The sequence below is a fragment of the Phocicoccus schoeneichii genome, from assembly GCF_014635565.1.
Classification (GTDB): Bacteria; Bacillota; Bacilli; order Staphylococcales; family Salinicoccaceae; genus Phocicoccus; species Phocicoccus schoeneichii.
In genome coordinates this window covers 123,061-145,833 of record NZ_BMDB01000003.1, presented here as the reverse complement: position 1 = coordinate 145,833, position 22,773 = coordinate 123,061, and the positions used below count along the sequence as shown (strand labels likewise).

Sequence of the window (22,773 nt, the reverse complement as noted above, 5' to 3'; positions counted from 1 at the left end):
GAAGTTTAGGAGAATGTGCATGAACAAGAATACAGTAAAAATCAACGACATTTTTAACATCAAATCAGTAGCAACTCCAAAAGTAGTTCCAAACTCTGACCGTGTCACATATTATGTCACGCGAATTGACGAAGAAGACAACGCGTATTACACAAATTTACATCAGTACAGTGGCAATGGAAACATGCAACTCACGTACAGTAAAGAACGTGTGAGTAACTTGGTACATAGTCCTGACGGTGGCCTCACGCTATTCATTGCGAAGGGTGATAACGATAAGCCACAGGTATTTATCTTACGTGAAAGAGGGGGCGAGCGCGAGCAGCTGACGAACGAGAAATACGGTGTGTCAGGTGCGACGTTCTGTAACGGTGGTAGTAAAGTGTACTACCATGTCACGGTGCCTGTTGACGAAAAAGACGAAGAAGATAAAGACATGGACAACAGTAAGAAGCGCCCTGAACCTGTTGTTGTCGATCGCATGAAATACAAATCTGATGGCCGCCCGGGTCCATTTGGTTCAGTCGAACCTGCATTTAGACAAATTAAGATGATTCGACTAGATTCACGTGAAGTCACGACTGTGAAAAGTGGAGAAGAGAACTTCACGCTATATGAAACAGTGCGTGGTGGATTCGTCTATGCGACAGATAAAAGTGACAATCCAGATTTCAATTTTTCACAAAAATTATACATTCGTTTAAACGGTGAAGATACTGAAATCATTAGACCAGACGGTAACATCATCAGTGTGGTGAAAAACAAAGCGAATACGCATCTCCTTATTACGGCGATGGACCGTAAATATGAAAACGCAACGCATGTAAATCTTGAACTCTATGAAATGAGTTCAGGGAAGCGCGTTGACCTGACTGGAAAACTCGACAAACCTGTTGGGGATAGCGTTGTGCAGGATGTACAACAATCAACAGAAGGCAGTCCTGCAACTTGGGTGAACGACGAAGAATTCGTATTCCTTTTATCAGACGACGGTTCAGTAAACCTATGGAAAGGAAATATCGATGGTGCGATCGAACCGTTACTTGAAGGACGTCACAACATCTTTGGAATGGACGCAAATAGTGATGCAGTCTACATGACGATTTCGACACCAGTTTCACCGAGCGAGCTATACAAGTTCGACCTCAAATCGGAGACGCTTATTCAACTTACAGAGATCAACAAAGAATATATCGATAAGACAGAACTCGTTGACCCAGAAGACATTTCGTTCGAAAGCTTCGACGGCACTGAAGTGCACGGTTGGTTCATGAAACCAGCAAATAATGATACAGGAAAAACGCCAATGGTCGTAAACATTCACGGAGGTCCACACACATTTTATGCGAACACATTCTTCCATGAGATGCAGGTATTCGCGTCGCTTGGATACGCGGTACTGTACGTGAACCCACGTGGATCTCACAGTTACTCACAAGAATTCGTAGACGCTGTTCGTGGGGATTACGGTAACGGGGATTACAAAGACATCATGGCTGCGGTTGATTTTATCTTAGAAAAACATGACTTTATAGATGAAGACAATCTATTTGTGACAGGCGGTTCGTACGGTGGATTCATGACGAACTGGATTGTTGGTCACACAAATCGCTTCAAAGCTGCAGTGACACAGCGTTCGATTTCGAACTGGATCAGCTTTAGAGGCGTATCAGATATCGGGTACTACTTCACAGACTGGCAAATCAAGGCTGGTATCGATGATTTAGATACGTTATGGAAGCATTCACCACTGAAATACGTAGATGATGTGGAAACACCACTACTTATCTTGCACAGTGAATATGACTTCAGATGTCCAATTGAACAAGCAGAACAGCTGTACACTGAATTAAAATATCGCGAGAAGGAGACGCAGTTTGTGAGATTCAAAGAGGCAGATCATAACCTTTCACGTACGGGTGCACCGCACTTACGTGTGGCACGCCTTGAACACATGACAAACTGGTTTAACAAATATTTAGAACAATAAGGAGTGTATTTATGGAAAATAAAATTAAGTTACTTACAGAACACATGGAAATGGAAGCTGTAATCATCACTGATCCAATGAACGTTTTTTATTTCACAGGTATGTATTCAGATCCACATGAGCGTTTACTGGCATTAATCGTTAATAAAGACGGAAGTACGTCACTCGTATATCCAGCTTTAGACGACGAAGCAGTAAGAGGAACTGCAAAAGTAGATACTTTCTTACCCCACAAAGATGGCGAAGATGCGTTCAAAGAGGTATTCAAAGCACTAGAAGGTGCAACTACAGTAGGTGTTGAAGGGGATCACTTCACATTTAATCGTTATAAACGCCTGTTAGAAGTATGTGATGGTAAAGACATCGTTTCTGTTCAAGAAACAGTGAATGCACTGCGTGGTGTTAAGGATGAGTCGGACAAAGAAAAATTACAGGAAGCTGTAGACATTACTGAAAAAGCACTCCATACGCTATACGATATGAAAATTGAAGGTATGACTGAGCAGCAAGTTTCTGATCACTTAGTGGAAACTTTCAAATCGTTAGGTGCAGTTGGTCCATCATTCGGTCCAATCGTCCTTGCAGGTAAAAATGCAGCAAAACCACACGGTGACACGGGAGATACAGTCATTAAAAATGGAGACTTCCTCTTGATTGACTTCGGTATCGTAACAAAAGATAACTACGTTTCTGACATGACGCGTACGTTTATCATCGGTGAAGCAGATGAAGAACAAAAAGCGATTTACGAATCAGTCTTAAAAGCGAACTTAGCAGGGATTGAAGCGACAAAAGTGGGTACAAAATTCAGTGACGTAGACAAGGCTTCACGTGATTCTATTGAAGCGGACGGCTACGGTGAATTCTTTACACACAGAATCGGACATGGACTTGGACATGATTTACACGAAAGTCCTTCTGTTGACAGCAACAATCATGATATAATAGGAACTGGAAACGTTATCACGATTGAGCCAGGAATTTATAAAGCGGGAGTCGCTGGTGTTCGCATAGAAGATGCACTCTATGTTGAAGAAGATGGGGCTTACGTATTCAATAAATTCCCTAAAAAACTTGATGACATGAAATTAAAATAAATAAAGTGAGGAATAGTTAGAATGTCAGTTAAGACAAGAATTGAATCAGATTTTATTGGTGAGAAAGAAATACCAGATGGTGCATATTATGGGGTACAAACAGTTCGTGCATTAGAGAACTTCCCTATTACAGGACTTAAAATTAATAATGATCTTATTCGTGCACTTGCTATGGTAAAAAAAGCGGCAGCAATTGCGAACTTTGAAATCGGTGAACTCGAAGAAGAAAAGAAAGACGCGATCGTTAAAGCATCAGAAGAAATCATTGAAGGTGAATTACACGATCAATTTATTGTAGACCCAATTCAAGGTGGTGCAGGAACTTCTATTAATATGAACGGTAACGAAGTGATTGCGAACCGTGCATTAGAAATCCTTGGACGTGAAAAAGGCGATTATGAGTTTATCAGCCCAAACAACCACGTAAATATGGCTCAATCAACAAATGACTCAGTACCAACAGCAATTCACATTGCGGTAATCATGCGTGCTGAAAAGCTTCTTGAAGTTATGAGAGATATGCAAGCAGCGTTCAGCCAAAAAGCTGAGGAATTTGACGACGTAATTAAAATGGGACGTACACACTTACAAGATGCAGTGCCAATTCGTCTTGGACAAGAATTTGGTGCACACGCACGTGTAATTGGAAGAGATATCGCTAGAATCGAACTTTCATTAGAACACTTAAAAGAAATCAACATCGGTGCAACAGCAGTAGGTACAGGACTTAACGCTCAACCTGAGTACATCGAGCACGTTGTTAAAATTCTTTCTGAGGTTTCAGGTTACGAACTCGTATCTGCTGAAAACTTAGTAGACGCAACACAATTCACTGATGGTTACGTAGAAGTTTCTGCTAATCTTAAAATCGCAATGGTCAACATGTCTAAGATTGCGAACGACATCCGTATGATGGCTTCAGGTCCAAAAGCTGGACTTGCAGAAATCGTATTACCAGCACGTCAACCAGGATCTTCAATCATGCCAGGTAAAGTTAACCCAGTTATGCCTGAAATGATCAACCAAGTGGCATTCCAAGTACAAGGAAACGACCTTACAGTGACACTTGCGTCTGAAGCGGGACAATTCGAATTAAACGTAATGGGCCCAGTACTACAATACAACCTATTACAATCTATCGACATCATGACAAACGCATTCCGATCATTCACAGACTTCTGCTTAGTAGGCATCGAAGCAAACAGAGACGTCATGCAAGCATACGTGGACCGTTCACTCGGAGTCATCACAGCACTTGTACCACACATCGGTTACAAAGCATCATCAGACATCGTTAAAGATGCGATGAAGACAGGCAAAGGCGTTCGTGAGTTAATCTTAGAAAAAGGTATCTTAACAGAAAACCAAATTAACCACGTATTAAATGCGTTCGAAATGACAAACATCGGAATTTCAGAACTTCCAGAAGAATAAAGATATAATTTCCAAAAGGGTCGGGGACATAAGTCTAGCCTAAAATATAAAAGCGCACAAGATTCACTGGGGTGTCGCGTGAGCCTGTAGTCTCACGCAGACACTACTCCTGAAGAAATCGCGTGCGCTTTTTTATATTGAATTAAATACATTATTAGTACAAATAATAAGACCCTCAGATACAATGTAAGTAACGACACAAACACGAAAAGAGCAATCTTATGTATAAAAATTATAATCACACTGCCAATGCCAAAACGCTGTGAGAAATGAGTTAGGCATCGCCTTAATGGCGGTAAACTTAAGGAAGTTTACATTGTCTGTCGGTAAATTTTAAAATCAAAACTAAAAAAGCAGCCTAGAAATCTTTAACGCAAGATTTCTAGGCTGCTTTTAACTAAGGAGCGGAATCTTTTATCCCAGCCCCTTTCCTCTTTAAACAAAATTGTTATTCTTTACTATTCAGTAACCTTAAACTGTTTAATGTTACAAGTAATGTTGCTCCCATATCGGAAAATATCGCTATCCATAGCGTTAACCAACCAGGTATAACTAACAGCAATGCCATTAATTTAATTACCAATGAGAAGGTAATATTTTGTTTTATAATCATCAAAGCCTTACGGCTTAAATTAATGGTATATGGTAATTGTCTTAAATCATCTGACATTAAAGCAATATCAGCTGTTTCTAGGGCTGTATCAGTCCCAACACCACCCATTGCCACACCAACAGTGGCAGCTGCAAGAGCAGGTGCATCATTCACGCCATCTCCAACCATTCCCACACTTTTATGCTTTCCACGAAGTTCTTTAATGAAATTCAATTTATCTTCTGGAAGCAAATCTGCTTTAATATCTGAAACACCGACTTGTTTTCCAATCTCTACTGCTGTCCTTTGGTTATCACCTGTCAGCATCACTGTTTCAATTCCAATGCTGTTCAATTTACTGATGACATCTTTTGATGTTTCTCTTATTTCATCTGCCACTGCAATAAGAGAAAGGATTTCTTGTTCCGTTCCTAACACCATGACTGTTTTTCCCTGCGTCTGCATTTCAATAATCTGTCGTTCTTGATTCCTTTCAATGCTTCCATGTACTTCTTCAAAAAGATTTGGACTACCTACATAATATAATTCATTATTTACTTTTGCTTTTACGCCTTTACCTGTAATCGATTGAAAATCTTCAACCAATACTCCATTAAAGTCCAAACTGTTTTCTTCTGCTTTTCTCATAATTGCTGAAGCAAGTGGGTGCTGTGATCCCTTTTCAATAGCTGCTGTAATAGTCATTAATTCATTTTCATTTCCACTATACGTTATAATGTCCGTTACGGCTGGAACACCATTTGTTAATGTCCCAGTTTTATCGAAAGCAATTGCTTTTAAAGCTCCTGCTTCTTCCAGGTGGATGCCACCTTTAATTAAAACACCATTTTTAGCTGCATTTCCTATTGCAGTAACTACAGCAACAGGTGTTGAAACAACCAGAGCACAAGGACAACCAACTACTAACACAGCCAAGCCTTGATAGACCCATATGCTCCAATCAGCTCCAAACAGTAAAGGGGGAACAACAGCGATTAAAAGAGCCAAGACTACAATAGCTGGTGTATAGTATTGTGCAAATCTATCGACAAACGCTTGAGAAGGTGCTCGTTCTGCTTGTGCTTCTTCAACCAAATGAATGATTTTTGATATCGTGGTATCTTCGACCTTTTTCGTTACTTTTACTTCTAGTAATCCTTCCTCATTCAATGTTCCTGCAAAGACTTCATCACCAACAGTTTTGGTTACTGGAACACTTTCTCCTGTAATGGCGGCCTGATTTAATGTCGATATACCTTGAATAACGGTTCCGTCCATCGCTAACTTTTGACCAGGTTTTACGATCATAATATCGCCCACTAGAATATCTTCAACATGTACTTGCATTTCTTTATTTTCACGACGAATTAGTGCTTCCTTTGGAGCGATATCCATTAACGATTCAATGGATTGCCTAGCCTTGTCTACTGAATAGCGCTCTAACGCTTCACTTATAGCGAACAGGATAACAACCATTGCCCCTTCTCCCCATTGACCAATCACCGCGGCTCCTAGAATGGCAATAGTCATTAGCGTATTCATATCGAACTTAAATCTGCTTAAATTTTTAAAACCTTTAATAAATAATGAATATCCACCAATTAAGATGGCTGCTGCAAAACCAATCGTTGGAAGTATATGACCTTCTCCATATTGCTCGCCTAACAACCAACTCATAACGAGCAATATAGCTGAGATATAAACTTTAATATTTGCTTTCTTTTTCCAAAACGATTCACGTTCTATTTTTTGTTCTTTTTCATCTCGAATCTTTAAATTTTCAAAAGCACCTGCTTTTTCTAATTCCTCAATCGTTGTACTTCCATGAACATAGATTTTAGATGCCCCAAAGTTTACTTTAGCATCTTCAACTCCCTGTAATTTTTTTACGTTATTTTCAAAGATATTTGCACAGTTTGTACAGGTAAATCCCTGAACTCGATAAGTTTTCATTTTTTGTTCTGATAATTTTGCTTGTTGATCAGACATTTACTTTTCCTTCTTTCTCATGTTTTAATGCATTAACAAATAACTGTTCAACATGGTCATCATCCAGTGAATAAAACGCTAATCTTCCTTCTTTTCTAAATTTAACAACACCTTCTCTATGAAGCGTGCGTAAGTGGTGAGAAGCATTTGCGACCGTGACATCAATAATATTTGCTATATCACAAACACATAACTCTTCACCTTTTAATAAGGCAAAGGTAATTTTCGCCCTATTTTCTTCCGCAATAGCTTTAAATAATTGGGCAACACTAGAAATATCTTCTTTCTCTAATTCACTTTGTATTCGATTCACTTTTTCTTCGTCATAACAATAAATTTCACACGCATCTTTATTATTCATTTTCTCACTCCATTTTCATTCAAGTGTTCACTTGGTTATATTGTACCATTCTACAAATCATATTCAAGTGAATATTTGAATGAAAGAGAGTTAGATTTCCAATTACGGACAAATAAGAAGTATAGTCTAGGTTAAAGCAACTTCCTATATAATTTTTGAACTTGATCATTTAATTGTTCAAGTACATATTCATCCATATAACGTGGGTGTGCTTTCGGCACTTTAGGATAATCTTCTTGAAAGTTAAGGATCTTAGAAGGAGAATCATTTCATTCAAACCTTTGAATAGTAGAGGAAAAAACATCTAAAGTAGATACTCGTCCAGTTACCGTAATTGGTTTTAACCCTTTAAATTAATATCATTTAAATGTTGCTCAACTTCTTTTTGTATAAAATATTAATATATATAAATTCCACTTATTTATAACGATATCTTAAATAAATAGATAAGCGTTTATTAACAAGTTATATATGTATAAATACCTAATAAGTGTATTTGTATAATTATCCGTTATTGAAAAGGTTTTCATAATCATATATATTAGAACAACAATGAATAATATTTAATTATTCTGAAAATGGGGTGTGATTAACATGTTAGAAACAATTGTAGGTGTTTTAAACGATGTTGTTTGGAGTAAGCCGTTAGTTTATGGACTATTAGCAACGGGGATTATTTTTTCGTTAATGCTAAGATTTTTCCAAGTAAGACACATCAAAGAGATGGTTCGACTAATGTTCCATGGTGAAAAATCACCAAAAGGGATATCTTCCTTCCAAGCAATTGCATTGTCACTTGCTGGGCGTGTAGGTACAGGTAACATCGTCGGAGTATCGACAGCAATATTCATTGGGGGGCCAGGGGCTTTATTCTGGATGTGGGCAACTGCATTCTTAGGTGCATCAACAGCATTTATTGAATCCTCACTCGGTCAGATTTACAAGCGCGAAGAAAAAGGTGAATACCGTGGGGGACCTGCGTACTATATGGAATATGGTATCAAAGGCGGACTCGGTAAGGTTTTAGGTATTGCATTCGCAATTATTACGATTATTTCAATGGGGCTACTATTACCTGGGGTCCAAGCCAACGCGATTGCGTCTGGGTTCCATAACGCATGGGGAATTCCGTACTGGATTATTGGGGTAGTTCTTGCTATATTACTTGCACTAATTGTATTTGGTGGACTACGTTCTATCGCAAACGTTGCGACAGCGATCGTTCCATTTATGGCTATTTTATACATACTCATGGCAGTTGTTGTTATCGCTATGAATATTAAAGAAGTGCCGGATCTTTTTGTTTTAATCTTTAAATCTGCATTTAACTTAGAAGCATCGTTTGGTGGTATTTTAGGTGCAATGATTGAAATTGGTGTTAAACGTGGACTGTATTCAAACGAAGCAGGTCAAGGTACGGGTCCACACGCAGCGGCTGCAGCAGAAGTGTCTCATCCTGCGAAACAGGGACTTGTTCAGTCGTTCTCAGTTTATATCGATACATTATTTGTATGTACTGCGACTGGGCTCATCATTCTTTTATCCGGAACGTATAACACAACAAACGGCGAGACCGATGGAAACGGCATGCCAAGCTTACTGTATAATGGGGACGTATATGTACAAAGTGTAGACGGTACAAAAGACTACTCAGGTACAGCAATGTACGTTCAAGCAGGTATCGACAAAGCATTTGCAGGCGCGGATTATGTATTTGATCCATCGTACTCTGGCTTTGGTTCATACTTTGTTGCGATTGCATTATTCTTCTTTGCATTCACAACAATTTTAGCGTATTCTTACATGGGAGAGACGAACGTCGCATATCTAACGCGTAACATGTCTGAAAAGACGAGTAAATTCGCCATGAATATCATGCGTACAATGTTAATTTTCGCGACAGTATTCGGTACGATTCGTACAGCAGAACTAGCATGGGACCTAGGGGACCTTGGTGTAGGTGCGATGGCGTGGCTAAATATCATCGGTATTTGGATTTTATTCAAGCCAGCTGTTAACTCACTTAGAGACTACGAGAAGCAGATGAAAGAGAAAGGCTCTGGGAAATATGCACTGTATACTCCAGATCCAGCAAAATTACCAGAAGCAAAATTCTGGCTAGAAGATTATCCTGAACGTCTTAGAGAATCAGGGGAAATCGACTCATTCAATCCAAAATTAGACAAGAAATAAACAATAGAACCGGACCACAACATTTCGTGTGGACCGGTCTATTTTTTTTAAGGAGAGTATTCATGCGTAACAAAATTATAGAAGGCGACGGGCGTAGAGGAGGCCAACTATTTTTAGCCAACCTCGTCAGAATTGTTGTGTTTGTCGTACTATGGAATTTATTTTTAAACGCTGAAATTTTACAACACACTTCGACGATAGTGAAGATATTTGGTGTAATCGTATTCGTAATCGTTTTAGAAATAAGTGTTCGGTTGATATATCGAATTTTTAGAGATAAAAACAAGTATAATAATTGAAATTCTACGTGCTGAATATCATATTCAGCGCGTGTTTTTATCTAAATATTAACTTTGTGAAATCGAGTAGATTTCCTTTGAATTGCAAGGCATAACAGACTATTCTTTGTGAAAAGGAGGTCTTTAAAATAAAACTTTTAGATCGAAATGATGTCCCGGTAGATGCGCGACAAAAATTAGAGAAACATCAACTTTTATTGCAACTCGAAGTTTTGAAACGTCGTATGAATTTTTCGGATTTTCATCAAGAGATGTTATATAAAAATAAAGTTGGATTTTTGGGTGAAAAGAAATTTCATGAGCGATTGAAGAGAGAGTTGAACAGTGATGTGATTCAGTTATACGACGTGAAGTTACGTGCTGGCGAGAGTGAGTGCCAGATTGATTGCTTATTAATTTTTCAATATGAATGTGTGATTTTGGAGTTGAAAAATTATGGTGGAAATTTTGTTATGAGGAATAATGATTGGTTTTTGATTTCAGGAAAGCAAATTGATAATCCGGTTAATCAGCTGCAACGGCAGAGGGTACGACTCGAAAAGTTCTTCGAAGAAAACAAAATCAATTTAAAAATCAATCAGAAGCTTGTTTTTATCAATCCAAAATTTGTATTGTACGAAGCGAAGAGAGATTTTAATGTCATCATGCCCGGGCAAATCGATTGGCTGATTGAAGAGTTGAACAGAATCCCTTGTCGCGTTTATGAACATCAGCAGAAAATAGTGGACACGATTCAAACGAAAAGTTTGAAGAAATCTAGGTACGAGACGGATTTGGATTATGAATACGATCGTTTGTTCAAAGGCATCACTTGCGTGACCTGCGAATCTTTCGTTGAGTTCGATTTTGATGTGTCGCGAAAGAAGGTGCAGTGCCCAAAATGCGGTGAGTCAGAGTTGGTAGATGCTGCCGTTTTACGTAATATTAAAGATTATATAATATTGTTTCCGGAAGAGCAGTTGACGGTAGGTCGAATGTTAGATTGGATGGGGTTTATCTTATCAAAACAGCAAATTAGAAGGATTTTGAACAAATATGGAGCGAAACAAGGTAGTGGCCGGAAGACCTACTATGTAATAGATAACAATAAACTAAATTAGTTAGTATCCTCGCGCTAATGCTCTCGTAAACATGATTAGCGCAACGAAGAAGGAAGTATCTTCGCGCTAATACTCTCATAAATAAGATTAGCGCAACGAAGAAGGAAGTATCTTCGCGCTAATACTCTCATAAACAAGATTAGCGCAACGAAGAAGGAAGTATCTTCGCGCTAATACTCTCGTAAACAAAATTAGCGCAACGAAGAAGAGAGTATCCTCGCGCTAATGCTCTCGTGAACAAGATTAGCGCAACGAAGAAGAGAGTATCCTCGCGCTAATGCTCTCGTGAACAAGATTAGCGCAACGAAGAAGAGAGTATCCTCGTGGTAATGCTCTCGTGAACAAGATTAGCGCAACGAAGAAGTAAGTATCTTCGCGCTAATACTCTCATAAACAAAATTAGCGCAACGAAGAAGGAAGTATCTTCGCGCTAATACTCTCATAAACAAGATTAGCGCAACGAAGAAGAGAGTATCCTCGCGCTAATACTCTCGTAAACAAAATTAGCGCAACGAAGAAGTAAGTATCTTCGCGCTAATACTCTCATAAACAAGATTAGCGCAACGAAGAAGGAAGTATCTTCGCGCTAATACTCTCGTAAACTTGATTAGCGCAACAATGCTACTCCCAGAACCATCCAAACCCCCTAAAAAGAAGAAATCCCCGCAGGGATTTCTTTTCATCTTTAAAAATCAGTTTCGTACGTCTGAGTAGTTGTGGGAGTGGATTAAGAGTTTGCCTTCTTCTTCATAAAACCCTGCTTCTTTAGCGTATTTTACTAAATCCATATCTTTGTCTTTATTTTTTAAGATTAAGACATGTGCCTCGGTGTGCTTGAATGCGTGCGATTCTGCTAACTCCAGTGCTTCGACGTAATACTCTTCATTGTGCGTGTTTTTATCGGCAGTGATATCAAAAGCTAACTCACAAACTGAATCGCCAACATCTTTAACTTCAATAGTACCAAGAGACTCGCCCTTCAAGTGCTTCACCGCGAACACAGAATCCTCACGATCTTCCTCGCCAACGAGCTTCACGTATCGTCCAACATGTGCTTCATTCATCATCTATCACTCCTATTCATATGAATATTATTCCCTTTACTAGTGAAATTAATCATAAACAAGTAAAATAGAAGTAAGAATTACTCGGGGGAGTTTTATGGAACTAAGAGACTTTTATTCGATATATATGGGAGAGGATGCGCTACTACGCGCTACCTTAATTCATTCACGCGATTTTTCCACAATTGACGAATTTATTGATTTTAAGTTAGACGAGCTTGAGGATGAAGACAAATTCAACAAGATGGTTGACGTCTTGTCGATGGCGGAGGCCAAGCGTATTCATGATTTAGTAGATGAAGATCCGGAAAACAATGTGTATCACGTCCAAAATAAAGAGCACTTTAGCACGTTATATGACTTCCAATACATGCTTGAAGAAGACATGAATAGCTATGTAATCCACAGAGATATTGTGCATGCGATTGACCAAACGCTACTGAATAGAGGCATCATGAGTCCGTACAAAATGCGTGTCTCGCACGACGAAGCGCTAGAGCCAGAGGAAATCTCAAAGCTCAGCAACATGTACACGGGACCGATTTACTGGCTATACGATAACCTCACGTCACTGCAACTGAAAAAAATCATCCGCACACTGCAAATCACGCATTACGGAAAGTATAAGGATGACTTCCTAAAAGCAGTGATATCATATATCACATCGCCCGGCCACTTGCCGCAAGTGCTCGAACACCTAAGTTACACGGACCTCACGCACATCGAAGAAATGGTGCACGACAACTATAACGTGTTCGAACGAAAGCCGCGCTGGAGCGTCGCAGAAAAAATCGGGTTGCTCGTCAAAGTGCATCCGGATTATTTAGTCATGCATCAAGACGTCTTAGAAGCACTTCGCTCAATCGATTTTAAAAAGATAAAAACACGCCAACAAGAAGATGAGAACTATAACGCGTATCACATCCACGCCACTTTAGAAGGGAAAAAGGAAATCAAGAGAGATATCGTGATTCCCGTTCGACTCAATTTTTACGAACTCATGTACATTTTAAAAGAGTCATTTTTATGGACGAACGACTCTAACTCTAAAATCAAAATCGGCAACTACGAGATACACGAAAAAGAAGGACTACTACACGCGAATATCGTGCAAATCGACCATTTGTTCAAAACGCATCAGTCATTTAAATTTTTCTATGACAGTGAAGACGATTACGTCGTAAACGTGTCACTCATCAGTACACGCATCGTTGACCGTGAAGTACCAAAAATCACAGATTATAAAGGTCCGATTCCAATCGAAAACATTGGTGGACTCGACAAATTAAATGCTGCACTAGATATACTAGAATACGAATCGCATCCAGAGTATGCGCGCATATACAACAAAGTACGTGCTTTAAACTATCGTGCCCGTTTCCCAATCACGGCAATCAACAAACATTTAGCACGCACATTTTTAACGAGACGACCAATGACAGAATAAGTAGAAATAAAAATAAGACTTGAGAGACACGCCAATCATCAGGCTACACCTTCAAGTCTTATTTTTTCATTTTATACACACATTGGTTAAAGAACGCCGATTTGTCGAGCGTCTTAAATAAATCAGTCGTATACGTGTCTTTCGCTCGGATATTTAAAAATACTTCCTCAATTTCTCCGCGCATCGCCCTAAGCGACGCAAGTAGCGACGAAACCACACGCTCCTTTGACTCCAAACTATCATAATAGACGTGACCAATATCCACTTCGTACATCACTTTATATAAAAATGCGTACCCGCGAATCGTCTTTGTCGGATAAAGACAGACAGAACTCATCATATCCAGGTCATTTGATAACTGTGCCTCCCAGTATGAATAGGGGAGCTTGTTTTTATCATCAATATTAAAGTTGTTCTCGTACACTTCCATGGCTTTTTTAATTAACGGTTCTTTATTATACGCCGTCACAGGATAGTAGTTCTTCAATGCATGCGTTTTCACTTGTCCTTCTAAATAATGAATCAGAGGGTCAATATCAATCGAACCAAAGTAGTTCGTGTACGCGAGTTCAAAGTTAAAGTCTGATAAAATACGGACAAACCGTGGATCATATGTGTCAATCAAATAAATATCTTCTGTAATATTATTTTTGAGCAATTCCTGCATTAACTTGCTAATCATGAAATATGGCACCGGCCATTCGGTACGAACGGTAGACAGATCAGTCATGGGCGTCGTGTCGATGAGTCGCAATATGTATGAGTTCCCGTACTCACGCTCACGATGCGCACGAAGCAACAGAACAATCTTGTTGTCTTTTTTTAACTGATAGGTGTAATAGCCGTTCTTTTCGTTGCTTAAATCGACAATAGCGTACATCGCTCTCGCCTCCTTTAGATTTAGAATATACTACATTACGAAACCCGTAAATAGAAACAAGTGCTCATTCTACGATTAATTCCTGTTTTGACTAGAATTGGAATTTTACATAAGATTATGGAACGGACTATTAAACTGAAAGCCATATACTGAACACATGAATTTCGTCTCCAAATATCTAGTAGATATTTTATTTATAATGAAAACTTTCCTATCTACTTGAATACGGGTATTTTTATTGTAATTAAGGTACCCTCATTTTCTTTAGACCACACGTCAATTACTCCACCATGCAGATCGACGATTTCTTTTACAATCGACATGCCGAGTCCGTTCGACGGGATGTGGTCTTCTTTATGGTTGGCTTTGTAGAAGCGCTCAAATAGGTGAGTGCGCATGTCTTCTGACATACCCTTACCGTGGTCGCGGATTTTTATCTCTACAAAATTTCTGGCACGCTGAACCGAAATCGTCACTTCTCCCTCATCATGTGAGAATTTAATAGCGTTGTTTACGATGTTTGACACTGCCTGAAATAGTAGTTTTTCATTCGCAAAAATCTCAATGTTATCCACATTCGTCATTAAGAAAATATTTTTCTGATCCAGCATGTAGCTGTATGTCTGGACGAGGTCTTTCACGAATGCCTTCGCGCTGAATGACTCCTTATCGAGCACTTGCTCCGACTGTTCTATGCTCGCGAGTAACAACAACTGCTTCGTCAAGTTCGACAGCCGCATCGACTGATGTTCCATATCGTCGATGTACGATAGGTCGCCTGACGCTTTCATCTTTTCTAACAGTAATAACAGGTTCGAAATCGGTGACTGAATTTCGTGTGACACATTCGCCACGAAGCGCTCGTTCATTTCTTGGTGGTGTTTGATGGACTCGCTCATCGCTTGCATTTCGCGGGCCAGCGTTCCGATTTCGTCGCGTCGCACGACCGATTGGCTCACGTCGTAGTTCCCTTTTTGGATTTCACGCGTCTGCTCCGATAATCTAACAACTGGTAACGTCACAAGTTTTGAAGATAAAAACACGAGTACGATTGAGAAGACAACGACCAGAACTAAGAGCACCGCTAGAAACATTCTGAACTCGCCCATCGAATTGCCTACATCCGGTCTCAAGTACACGTCATATGTTTCACCGTTAATCGTCATTTTCGTACCAACCGTGTTCTTCGTCTCGTTATCGAAAAATCCAGTAATAAATAAACTGAACTCGCGATTCTTAATGCCGTGGTAAATTGCCTCATCAGAGTTTAGCGTATCTAGCGGCACATTATCTTTCCTAAACGGCGTTCCATAAAACTTTTTCTCTCCATCTTTCACTGCAAGAACCTGGAAATTCAGATTTGCCATCTCAGCAAACATTTCATCTGCATCAATCTGATGCGTTTCAGCAAACGTCTTCTGTTTAAGTAAAATTTCTGTCACGCGCGCGTCATTCTTCGGTTTTTCTGTGAAGTGATAATACACATTCGTTAAAACAAACCCAAGAAAACTGCTGATTAACATCATGAGAAGTGTCGCGACAATAAATCGTGTGGATAGCTTCTTAAACATCGGACACCTTATATCCGACACCGCGCACCGTGTCAATTTCAATGCAAGAGTTCACCTGTTTTAATCTTTTACGAATGCGTTTAACGTGCACATCCACCGTGCGTTCATCTCCGTCAAAATCATATCCCCAAACCGTTTCAATCAGCTGATCGCGCGTCAACACGTTCGGATAATTTTTAACGAGCGTGTTCAACAACTCAAATTCTTTTCTCGGGAAATACATATCTTGACCATCAACTTCTACCGCGTATTCCGACTCAATCACCGTAACATTTCCGAGTTCTAGAACGTCTCGTGAGCCGTACCTCGCGAGCACGGCATTGATTCTAAACAACAATTCTTCCATTTCAAACGGCTTCGTTACATAGTCGTCCGTTCCCGCTTGGAATGCCTGTCTTTTATCATTTAAAGCACTGCGTGCCGTCAGCATGATGACAGGTATTTCATACTCTTCTTTGATGCGAGCACAAAGTTCAAACCCGTTCATTCCGGGCATCGTCACATCGACAATCGCAAGGTCAATCGTGTTTTCTTCTAACACATCAATCGCTTCCATCGCATCCACCGCCGTATGAGTCTCGTAAAACGTGCCTGTACCTTCCGCCACCATCTCACGAAGTGCCTTCTCGTCATCCACAATTAATAAATGTCGCATACTTTCCCCCATTCATATTCTGTTCACATTAAATTTTTATACTACATATAGTTAATAAGTTAAAGGAGACATTTTTATGAATATTGCATTTAAAGAACTCAAATATTATAAATTTAAATATCTACTCATCGGACTCATTTTGTTTCTTTTAGCGTTCTTAGTCATGTTTGTTTCTAGTTTAGCACAAGGCCTAGGTAAAGATAACATTTCAATGATTGAGAACTTGAATGGTGACAAGATTATGATTCACGAAGAAGCCGACAATCAAATCAATCAATCCGTTTTAGAAGATAAAGACCTGGAACAAGCAACAGATAACGGCTACTACCCAGTCAGCATGAAGATGTTACGCATCCAAGATGGGGACGGCATTCAGCTGCTTTACAGTGACGACGCTGTGAACTATACAGTAGTCGAGGGTCACGAACCAACCAGCAAAAATGAAATTTTACTCGATGAAACACTGTCAGAAACATATAAATTCGGCGACACAATTGAAGCACGTGACTACGACGGAGTGACGTACACAGTCAGTGGATTTGTAGACAAAACGATGTACGCACATACGTCTGTTGGGTTTGTCACTAAAGACGGATTCAAAAAAATCGACGAAGAGGTAACACCAACATTTGCGGTTGGAGATAAAACACACGATACCCAAAGTCACATCAACTTGATAACAAAAGAGAATGCCATGAATGGTATACCAAGCTTCCAAGCTGAGCAGTTACCACTAAACTTAATGGTGATATTCTTATTCGTTATCTCAGCAATAGTAATCAGCGCGTTCTTCTACGTCATCACAATACAGAAGACGAAAGAATACGGCATACTAAAAGCCATTGGTACTACGAGTGGGAAGATGATTGTTTCAATCATTGTAGAAGTCATGACAATTGTGATTTTATCTACAGTAATTGCAATTGGACTGACATTTTTACTCGCGAATTTCTTACCAGTTTCAATGCCATTCTTTGTTAACAACAATCTCGTATTACTTTTATTTGGATCATTTATTGGAGTATCACTGATTGGAGCTTTACTGTCAGTCGTAAAAGTCATCAGAATCGACCCATTAAGTGCAATTGGAGGAGAATAATATGTTAGAACTTAAAAGTATTAATAAAGGTTTTGGAAAAGACGAAAACAGAACTGAAATTTTAGAAGATGTGAATTTACAGGTGAACAAGGGGGAACTTGTAGTGCTTTATGGTCCATCTGGTTCTGGTAAGAGTACACTTCTCTCAATTATCGGTGCGCTACTGGAACCGTCAAATGGTGAAATTATGATGGATGATGAAAACTGGACGCATCTCTCAAATAGCGAGATGACGATGTTACGTCAGAAGGAGATTGGGTTTATATTCCAACAATCGCATCTGTTACCGTACTTGAAAGTAGTGGACCAATTGGTGTATGTGGGGACGATTGCGGGCATGAAGAAAAAAGAAGCGAAGAAACGTGCAAAGGAATTACTGACAACGTTTGGGCTAGAACACCGCTTAAATAATTATCCGAAATCACTGTCAGGTGGGGAACAGCAACGTGTGGCGATTGCGCGTGCGTTTATGAACCATCCATCACTGATTTTAGCGGACGAACCGACAGCGAGTTTAGACTTTGAGCGCGCCATTCAAGTAGTTGAAAAAATTCAAGACACTGTAAAAGAGATGAATATCACATGCATTATGATTACACACGACACGAGAATATTTAAATATGCAGATAAAGTATATGAATTAAAAGGTGGACGCTTAGAAGCGGCGTAAAGTGCTAGGAAATCAGATTAGCTTAAAGATGTAGAGAGTATCCTCGCGCTACTGCTCTCGTAAACAAGATTAGCGCAACGAAGCAGGAAGTATCCTCGCGCTAATGATCTCGTAAACAAGATTAGCGCAACGAAGAAGGAAGTATCTTCGCGCTAATGCTCTCGTAAACAAGATTAGCGCAACGAAGAAGAGAGTATCTTTGCGCTAATACTCTCGTAAACAAGATTAGCGCAACGATGAAGGAAGTATCCTCGCGCTAATGCTCTCGTAAACAAGATTAGCGCAACGAAGAAGGAAGTATCCTCGCGCTAATGATCTCGTAAACAAGATTAGCGCAACGAAGCAGGAAGTATCCTCGCGCTAATACTCTCGTAAACAAGATTAGCGCAACGAAGAAGGAAGTATCTTCGCGCTAATGATCTCGTAAACAAGATTAGCGCAACGAAGCAGGAAGTATCCTCGCGCTAATGATCTCGTAAACAAGATTAGCGCAACGAAGCAGGAAGTATCTTCGCGCTAATGCTCTCGTAAACAAGATTAGCGCAACGAAGAAGAGAGTATCTTTGCGCTAATACTCTCGTAAACAAGATTAGCGCAACGAAGCAGGAAGTATCTTCGCGCTAATGCTCTCGTAAACAAGATTAGCGCAACGAAGAAGAGAGTATCTTTGCGCTAATACTCTCGTAAACAAGATTAGCGCAACGATGAAGGAAGTATCCTTGCGCTAATACTCTCGTGAACAAGATTAGCGCAACGAAGAAGGAAGTATCCTCGCGCTAATGATCTCGTAAATAAGATTAGCGCAACGAAGCAGGAAGTATCTTCGCGCTAATGCTCTTATAAACAAGATTAGCGCAACGAAGAAGGAAGTATCCTCGCGCTAATGATCTCGTAAATAAGATTAGCGCAACGAAGCAGGAAGTATCTTCGCGCTAATGCTCTTATAAACAAGATTAGCGCAACGAAGCAGGAAGTATTCTCGCGCTAGTGCTCTCGTAAACAAGATTAGCGCAATAATATGAGTAAAAACAAAGACCCAAAGGCCTAAAATCGGTCTTTGGGTCTTTCGTTATTGATATAGAAGCGTTTTGTAACTTTTCCGTCATGGATGTAATCGTCTGCTTCAACGCCACGGGCATTTAAAATTACCTTCTTAGAAGCGAAATTGTCTTCATCGCACGTAAGTAATACTTCAAAAACGTTATGGGTATTTAAAACCTTCAATGCTTCTCTTAGCATATAATTTCCGTATCCATTGCTACGATATTTCGGACTGATGCCATAGCCAATATGTCCACCAATTTTCTCAAGGTGATCATTTAGCTTTAGTCTAATATTGACGGATCCGAGAATTTCATCATCGTGGAATAAAAACAACGTCATTGATGGCACCCAATCGTCATCGTTCGTGGTTTTATCGAGCGCTAAAATCGTCACCATTTCTTCAAAGGATTGATATCTCGACGGGTCATTATTGCTCGGAACAATTTTTTCATCACCCCAAGCTTCGATATACTTGTTAAACCTGTCTGCGTCTAAAATTGTGAGTTCTCTTAAAATCATAGAATTCAACTCCTCTTATCTTTATTATAAAGGAAATTTTGGGACAACCGAATAAATTTAAGATAAAAACACGAAAACCTGAAATCGAATCAATGATTTCAGGTTTTTTTATCTTATGACATCCACACAAATAGGTGAGCAATTGTTACAAAGATTGCACCGAGCGTGTATTGAATTAACAGTAATGGCAGAATGAATCTTGCCCATTTAATCCATGGAATTCTCGCAATCGCAAGACTCGCCATCAGTACGCCTGACGTCGGTGTCACTGCGTTTGAAATCCCGTCACCGAGTTGATACGCAAGTACAGCTGTTTGTCTTGACACACCAGTTAAGTCCGCGATCGGCGTCATAATCGGCATCGAAAGTGCTGCTTGTCCACTGCCTGACGGTACTAAGAAGTTGATGAGACTCTGCACAATAAACATACCCATCGCAGATAATAGTGACGGCAGTTGGTTAATAGCATTAGCTAAAAAGTTTAGAATCGTATCAATCGTCATACTTTCTTCTAACACAACAAGCACACCGTACGCGAAACCAACAATTAACGCACCAGTTGCAAGATCTTTACACCCGTCAATGAATCCATCAGAAATCTCGTTTACAGATAAGTTACCGATAAACCCAATCACAATCCCTGATAGTAGGAATAATGATGCAATATCCATGATGTACCAATCAAATCTCGTCACACCAACTGCAAGTCCAACAATCGTCAGTATGAACACAGCAATAATCAGTTTCTGACGTAACGTAAATTCTTTTTTCTCAGACTGTTCTAAGTCACTCTCATATTGTTTAAGATGTTTTTTATCGATTAAATCAAGCTCAGCGTCAGAATTCTTCTGCATTTTATTTGCTTGGTACATGACCCAAAGAATCGTCACACTGACCATGACCACCCACATGATGATACGGTATCCCTTTCCACTGAAGAGCGGAAGTTCGGCAATACCTTGCGCGACACCAACCGTGAATGGGTTAAAAAAAGCTGCTGTAAAGCCTGAAGTCGAACCGAGAATAACAATCGCAGCACCAATCATCGAGTTGTACCCGATACGAATTGCAAGTGGAACGATAATGAATAGAAAAGGAATCGTTTCTTCACTCATTCCGAACGTCGCACCACCAAGCGCGAAGAATAACATGATGATCGGAATCAGTAACCACTTACGGTTTTCCATCTTGTACACTAACGCTTCAAGACCGTTTTCAATCGCTTCAGTCTTCGCTAAGATACCAAACGCACCACCAACAATAAATATGAAGAAGATAATCGGTGCACCGGCCTCCATACCTTTAAACACTGCTTCAAAAATGTTAAAGAAAGATAGATGCGAGCCTTCAACCGTTTGATATGTACCTTCTACAACTAACGTACGCGTTGTACCGTTGATGACTTTTTCTACACGTTCAAACGAACCAGAGGGGATAAAGTAACTCAGAATCGTGGTGAGAACGATGAGTCCGAACAATAGGGCAAATACGTTCGGGAACTCCCACTTCTTCTTTTTTGGTTGAATATTTGTATCACTACTCATTTGACTTCGCCTCCTTGAATGCCTGCACTACTGCATCAAACACCTCTTTATTTTCTAACAGTTCATATCCAGTATTTGCGAGCGCTAGCACCGCATCCTGAAGTGCCTGGAATCCGTCAGGTGTAATCGTTTGTTCTCTAAATTCATTGGTGTGGAATTTGACTCCTGGACAATTCATCCCAACATACGGATGTAGAGCAGGAACCACTTGAGAAACGTCGCCGATATCTGCGCTTCCTGTCGATTTCGTTTTTGGTTTAACAGGATGAGGACTCACCTTTTTCAGATGTTTTGTGAAGAGTTGCGATAGGGGTTCATTATGAACCATATTGTCATAAGAAAGCTCGTAGTTAGAAATTTCAACAGTTGCACCAGTCATCAGTGCTGCACCTTTAGCGATATTCTCTATCTTTTCTACAACTGTGTCTAAGTACTCACGCTCACTCGCACGAATGTAAAACTGAGCCGTAGCATGATCTGGAGTGACGTTCGCAGCATCTCCACCATTAGTGATGATCCCGTGAATACGCACATCATCCTTTAGATGCTCTCGAATAGCGTTTATACCGTTGAAGAGTTGTAACACACCGTCAAGTGCGTTAATTCCTTCATCTGGTGCGCCTGCAGCGTGACTCGCTTTACCGTAAAAGTCATACTGAATTGCGTCCATAGCAAGCATCGGACCACTTTCAGACGACTCGTCTGCCGGGTGTACCATGAGTGCCACGTCGACATCGTCAAAGACACCTTCCTTTGCCATTGGCACTTTCGCTCCATTCGTTTCTTCAGCAGGAGTTCCAAGCACCATGACGCGACCACCGAGAGTCTCGAGATGTTCACTTAGTAGAATCGCAGCACCGACGGCCATATTACCGATTAAGTTATGCCCGCACGCGTGACCAAGACCTAGAAGCGCGTCGTACTCTGCAAGATATGCAATTGTTGGACCTGGTTTGTTACTGTCGTATACTGCTTTGAACGCAGTCGGGCGACCAACGATATTCGTCTCAACGTCAAAGTTATGTTTCTCAAGCTCAGAAACGAGCATCTTCATTGATTCGAACTCTTCATCACCAAGTTCGGGGTTGTTATACATATCTATCGCATTTTGTTCTAAATTATTTTTGATTTTGTTATAGTCATCTATTTTCAACATGTGTATGCACTCCTGTGAATATTAATAAATATAAATAATACTGTATTTTTTATCATGCGTCAATATTAT

General features: G+C 39.9%; 18 protein-coding genes. 9 read left to right on the top strand and 9 right to left on the bottom strand.

All coding sequences use genetic code 11. The annotated features are described in order from the left end of the window. The first annotated feature begins 19 nt into the window (after positions 1 to 19). Genes IEU51_RS07305 through aspA form a run of 3 tightly spaced genes read left to right on the top strand, consistent with a single transcriptional unit; the run spans position 20 to position 4,521 of the window. Complete coding sequence (locus IEU51_RS07305) at positions 20 to 1,990, top strand: alpha/beta hydrolase family protein (RefSeq protein WP_186084480.1); 1,971 nt, start codon at positions 20 to 22, stop codon at positions 1,988 to 1,990. A gap of 11 nt (positions 1,991 to 2,001) precedes the next feature. After that, entirely contained in the window at positions 2,002 to 3,087 is a 1,086-nt protein-coding gene (locus IEU51_RS07300) for a M24 family metallopeptidase (RefSeq protein ID WP_186084482.1), read from the top strand. Between the two features lie 21 nt (positions 3,088 to 3,108). Then, a complete protein-coding gene (gene aspA, locus IEU51_RS07295; protein WP_186084484.1) occupies positions 3,109 to 4,521 on the top strand; it encodes an aspartate ammonia-lyase in 1,413 nt (470 codons plus the stop codon). Positions 4,522 to 4,969: 448 nt separating this feature from the next. Here aspA and IEU51_RS07290 read toward each other — a convergent pair whose 3' ends face one another. Continuing rightward, entirely contained in the window at positions 4,970 to 7,102 is a 2,133-nt protein-coding gene (locus IEU51_RS07290) for a heavy metal translocating P-type ATPase (protein WP_186084486.1), read from the bottom strand. Continuing rightward, positions 7,095 to 7,463: an ArsR/SmtB family transcription factor gene (locus tag IEU51_RS07285; protein ID WP_186084488.1), complete on the bottom strand. Its 369-nt coding sequence runs from the start codon at positions 7,461 to 7,463 to the stop codon at positions 7,095 to 7,097. The genes IEU51_RS07290 and IEU51_RS07285 overlap by 8 nt, the downstream gene beginning before the upstream one ends. 594 nt (positions 7,464 to 8,057) lie before the next feature. On the opposite strand from IEU51_RS07285, the gene IEU51_RS07280 reads away from it, so the two are divergent. The 3 genes from IEU51_RS07280 to IEU51_RS07270 all read left to right on the top strand — a co-directional run bounded on the left by IEU51_RS07280 (position 8,058) and on the right by IEU51_RS07270 (position 11,055). Next, a complete protein-coding gene (locus IEU51_RS07280) occupies positions 8,058 to 9,656 on the top strand; it encodes an alanine/glycine:cation symporter family protein (RefSeq protein ID WP_186084490.1) in 1,599 nt (532 codons plus the stop codon). 62 nt (positions 9,657 to 9,718) lie between these two features. Continuing rightward, a complete protein-coding gene (locus IEU51_RS07275; RefSeq protein WP_186084492.1) occupies positions 9,719 to 9,955 on the top strand; it encodes a hypothetical protein in 237 nt (78 codons plus the stop codon). Positions 9,956 to 10,152: 197 nt separating this feature from the next. Then, the gene (locus tag IEU51_RS07270) at positions 10,153 to 11,055 is read left to right on the top strand and encodes a nuclease-related domain-containing protein (RefSeq protein ID WP_188349294.1); all 903 of its coding nucleotides are present in this window, start codon (positions 10,153 to 10,155) and stop codon (positions 11,053 to 11,055) included. 692 nt (positions 11,056 to 11,747) lie between these two features. Here IEU51_RS07270 and IEU51_RS07265 read toward each other — a convergent pair. Then, the gene (locus IEU51_RS07265; RefSeq protein WP_186084495.1) at positions 11,748 to 12,122 is read right to left on the bottom strand and encodes a hypothetical protein; all 375 of its coding nucleotides are present in this window, start codon (positions 12,120 to 12,122) and stop codon (positions 11,748 to 11,750) included. A 94-nt stretch (positions 12,123 to 12,216) separates the two neighbouring features. Here IEU51_RS07265 and IEU51_RS07260 point away from each other — a divergent pair, with 94 nt between their 5' ends. After that, the gene (locus IEU51_RS07260) at positions 12,217 to 13,566 is read left to right on the top strand and encodes an IS1096 element passenger TnpR family protein (protein WP_186084496.1); all 1,350 of its coding nucleotides are present in this window, start codon (positions 12,217 to 12,219) and stop codon (positions 13,564 to 13,566) included. A 58-nt stretch (positions 13,567 to 13,624) separates the two neighbouring features. Here the strand turns inward: IEU51_RS07260 and IEU51_RS07255 are convergent, their stop codons facing one another. The 3 genes from IEU51_RS07255 to IEU51_RS07245 form a co-directional block, all read right to left on the bottom strand. Then, complete coding sequence (locus IEU51_RS07255; RefSeq protein WP_186084498.1) at positions 13,625 to 14,446, bottom strand: hypothetical protein; 822 nt, start codon at positions 14,444 to 14,446, stop codon at positions 13,625 to 13,627. A gap of 215 nt (positions 14,447 to 14,661) precedes the next feature. Beyond that, entirely contained in the window at positions 14,662 to 16,017 is a 1,356-nt protein-coding gene (locus IEU51_RS07250) for a sensor histidine kinase (protein WP_186084500.1), read from the bottom strand. After that, complete coding sequence (locus tag IEU51_RS07245) at positions 16,010 to 16,672, bottom strand: response regulator transcription factor (protein ID WP_186084502.1); 663 nt, start codon at positions 16,670 to 16,672, stop codon at positions 16,010 to 16,012. Before IEU51_RS07245 ends, IEU51_RS07250 begins: the two co-directional genes overlap by 8 nt. Before the next feature lie 76 nt (positions 16,673 to 16,748). Between IEU51_RS07245 and IEU51_RS07240 the strand changes: the two genes are divergently transcribed. Together IEU51_RS07240 and IEU51_RS07235 are read left to right on the top strand one after the other, a co-directional pair. Further along, positions 16,749 to 17,771 (top strand): ABC transporter permease, encoded by a 1,023-nt coding sequence (locus IEU51_RS07240; RefSeq protein ID WP_186084504.1) that lies wholly within the window; start codon positions 16,749 to 16,751, stop codon positions 17,769 to 17,771. 1 nt (position 17,772) lies between these two features. Then, positions 17,773 to 18,441, top strand: a complete 669-nt coding sequence (locus IEU51_RS07235) for an ABC transporter ATP-binding protein (protein WP_186084506.1) — start codon at positions 17,773 to 17,775, stop codon at positions 18,439 to 18,441. A 1,044-nt stretch (positions 18,442 to 19,485) separates the two neighbouring features. Here the strand turns inward: IEU51_RS07235 and IEU51_RS07230 are convergent. From IEU51_RS07230 to IEU51_RS07220, 3 genes are all read right to left on the bottom strand, one after another. After that, the gene (locus IEU51_RS07230) at positions 19,486 to 20,004 is read right to left on the bottom strand and encodes a GNAT family N-acetyltransferase (RefSeq protein ID WP_186084508.1); all 519 of its coding nucleotides are present in this window, start codon (positions 20,002 to 20,004) and stop codon (positions 19,486 to 19,488) included. A 113-nt stretch (positions 20,005 to 20,117) separates the two neighbouring features. Next, a complete protein-coding gene (locus IEU51_RS07225) occupies positions 20,118 to 21,548 on the bottom strand; it encodes a YfcC family protein (RefSeq protein WP_186084510.1) in 1,431 nt (476 codons plus the stop codon). Continuing rightward, positions 21,541 to 22,704, bottom strand: a complete 1,164-nt coding sequence (locus IEU51_RS07220) for a M20 family metallopeptidase (RefSeq protein WP_186084512.1) — start codon at positions 22,702 to 22,704, stop codon at positions 21,541 to 21,543. Before IEU51_RS07220 ends, IEU51_RS07225 begins: the two co-directional genes overlap by 8 nt. Positions 22,705 to 22,773 lie beyond the last annotated feature (69 nt).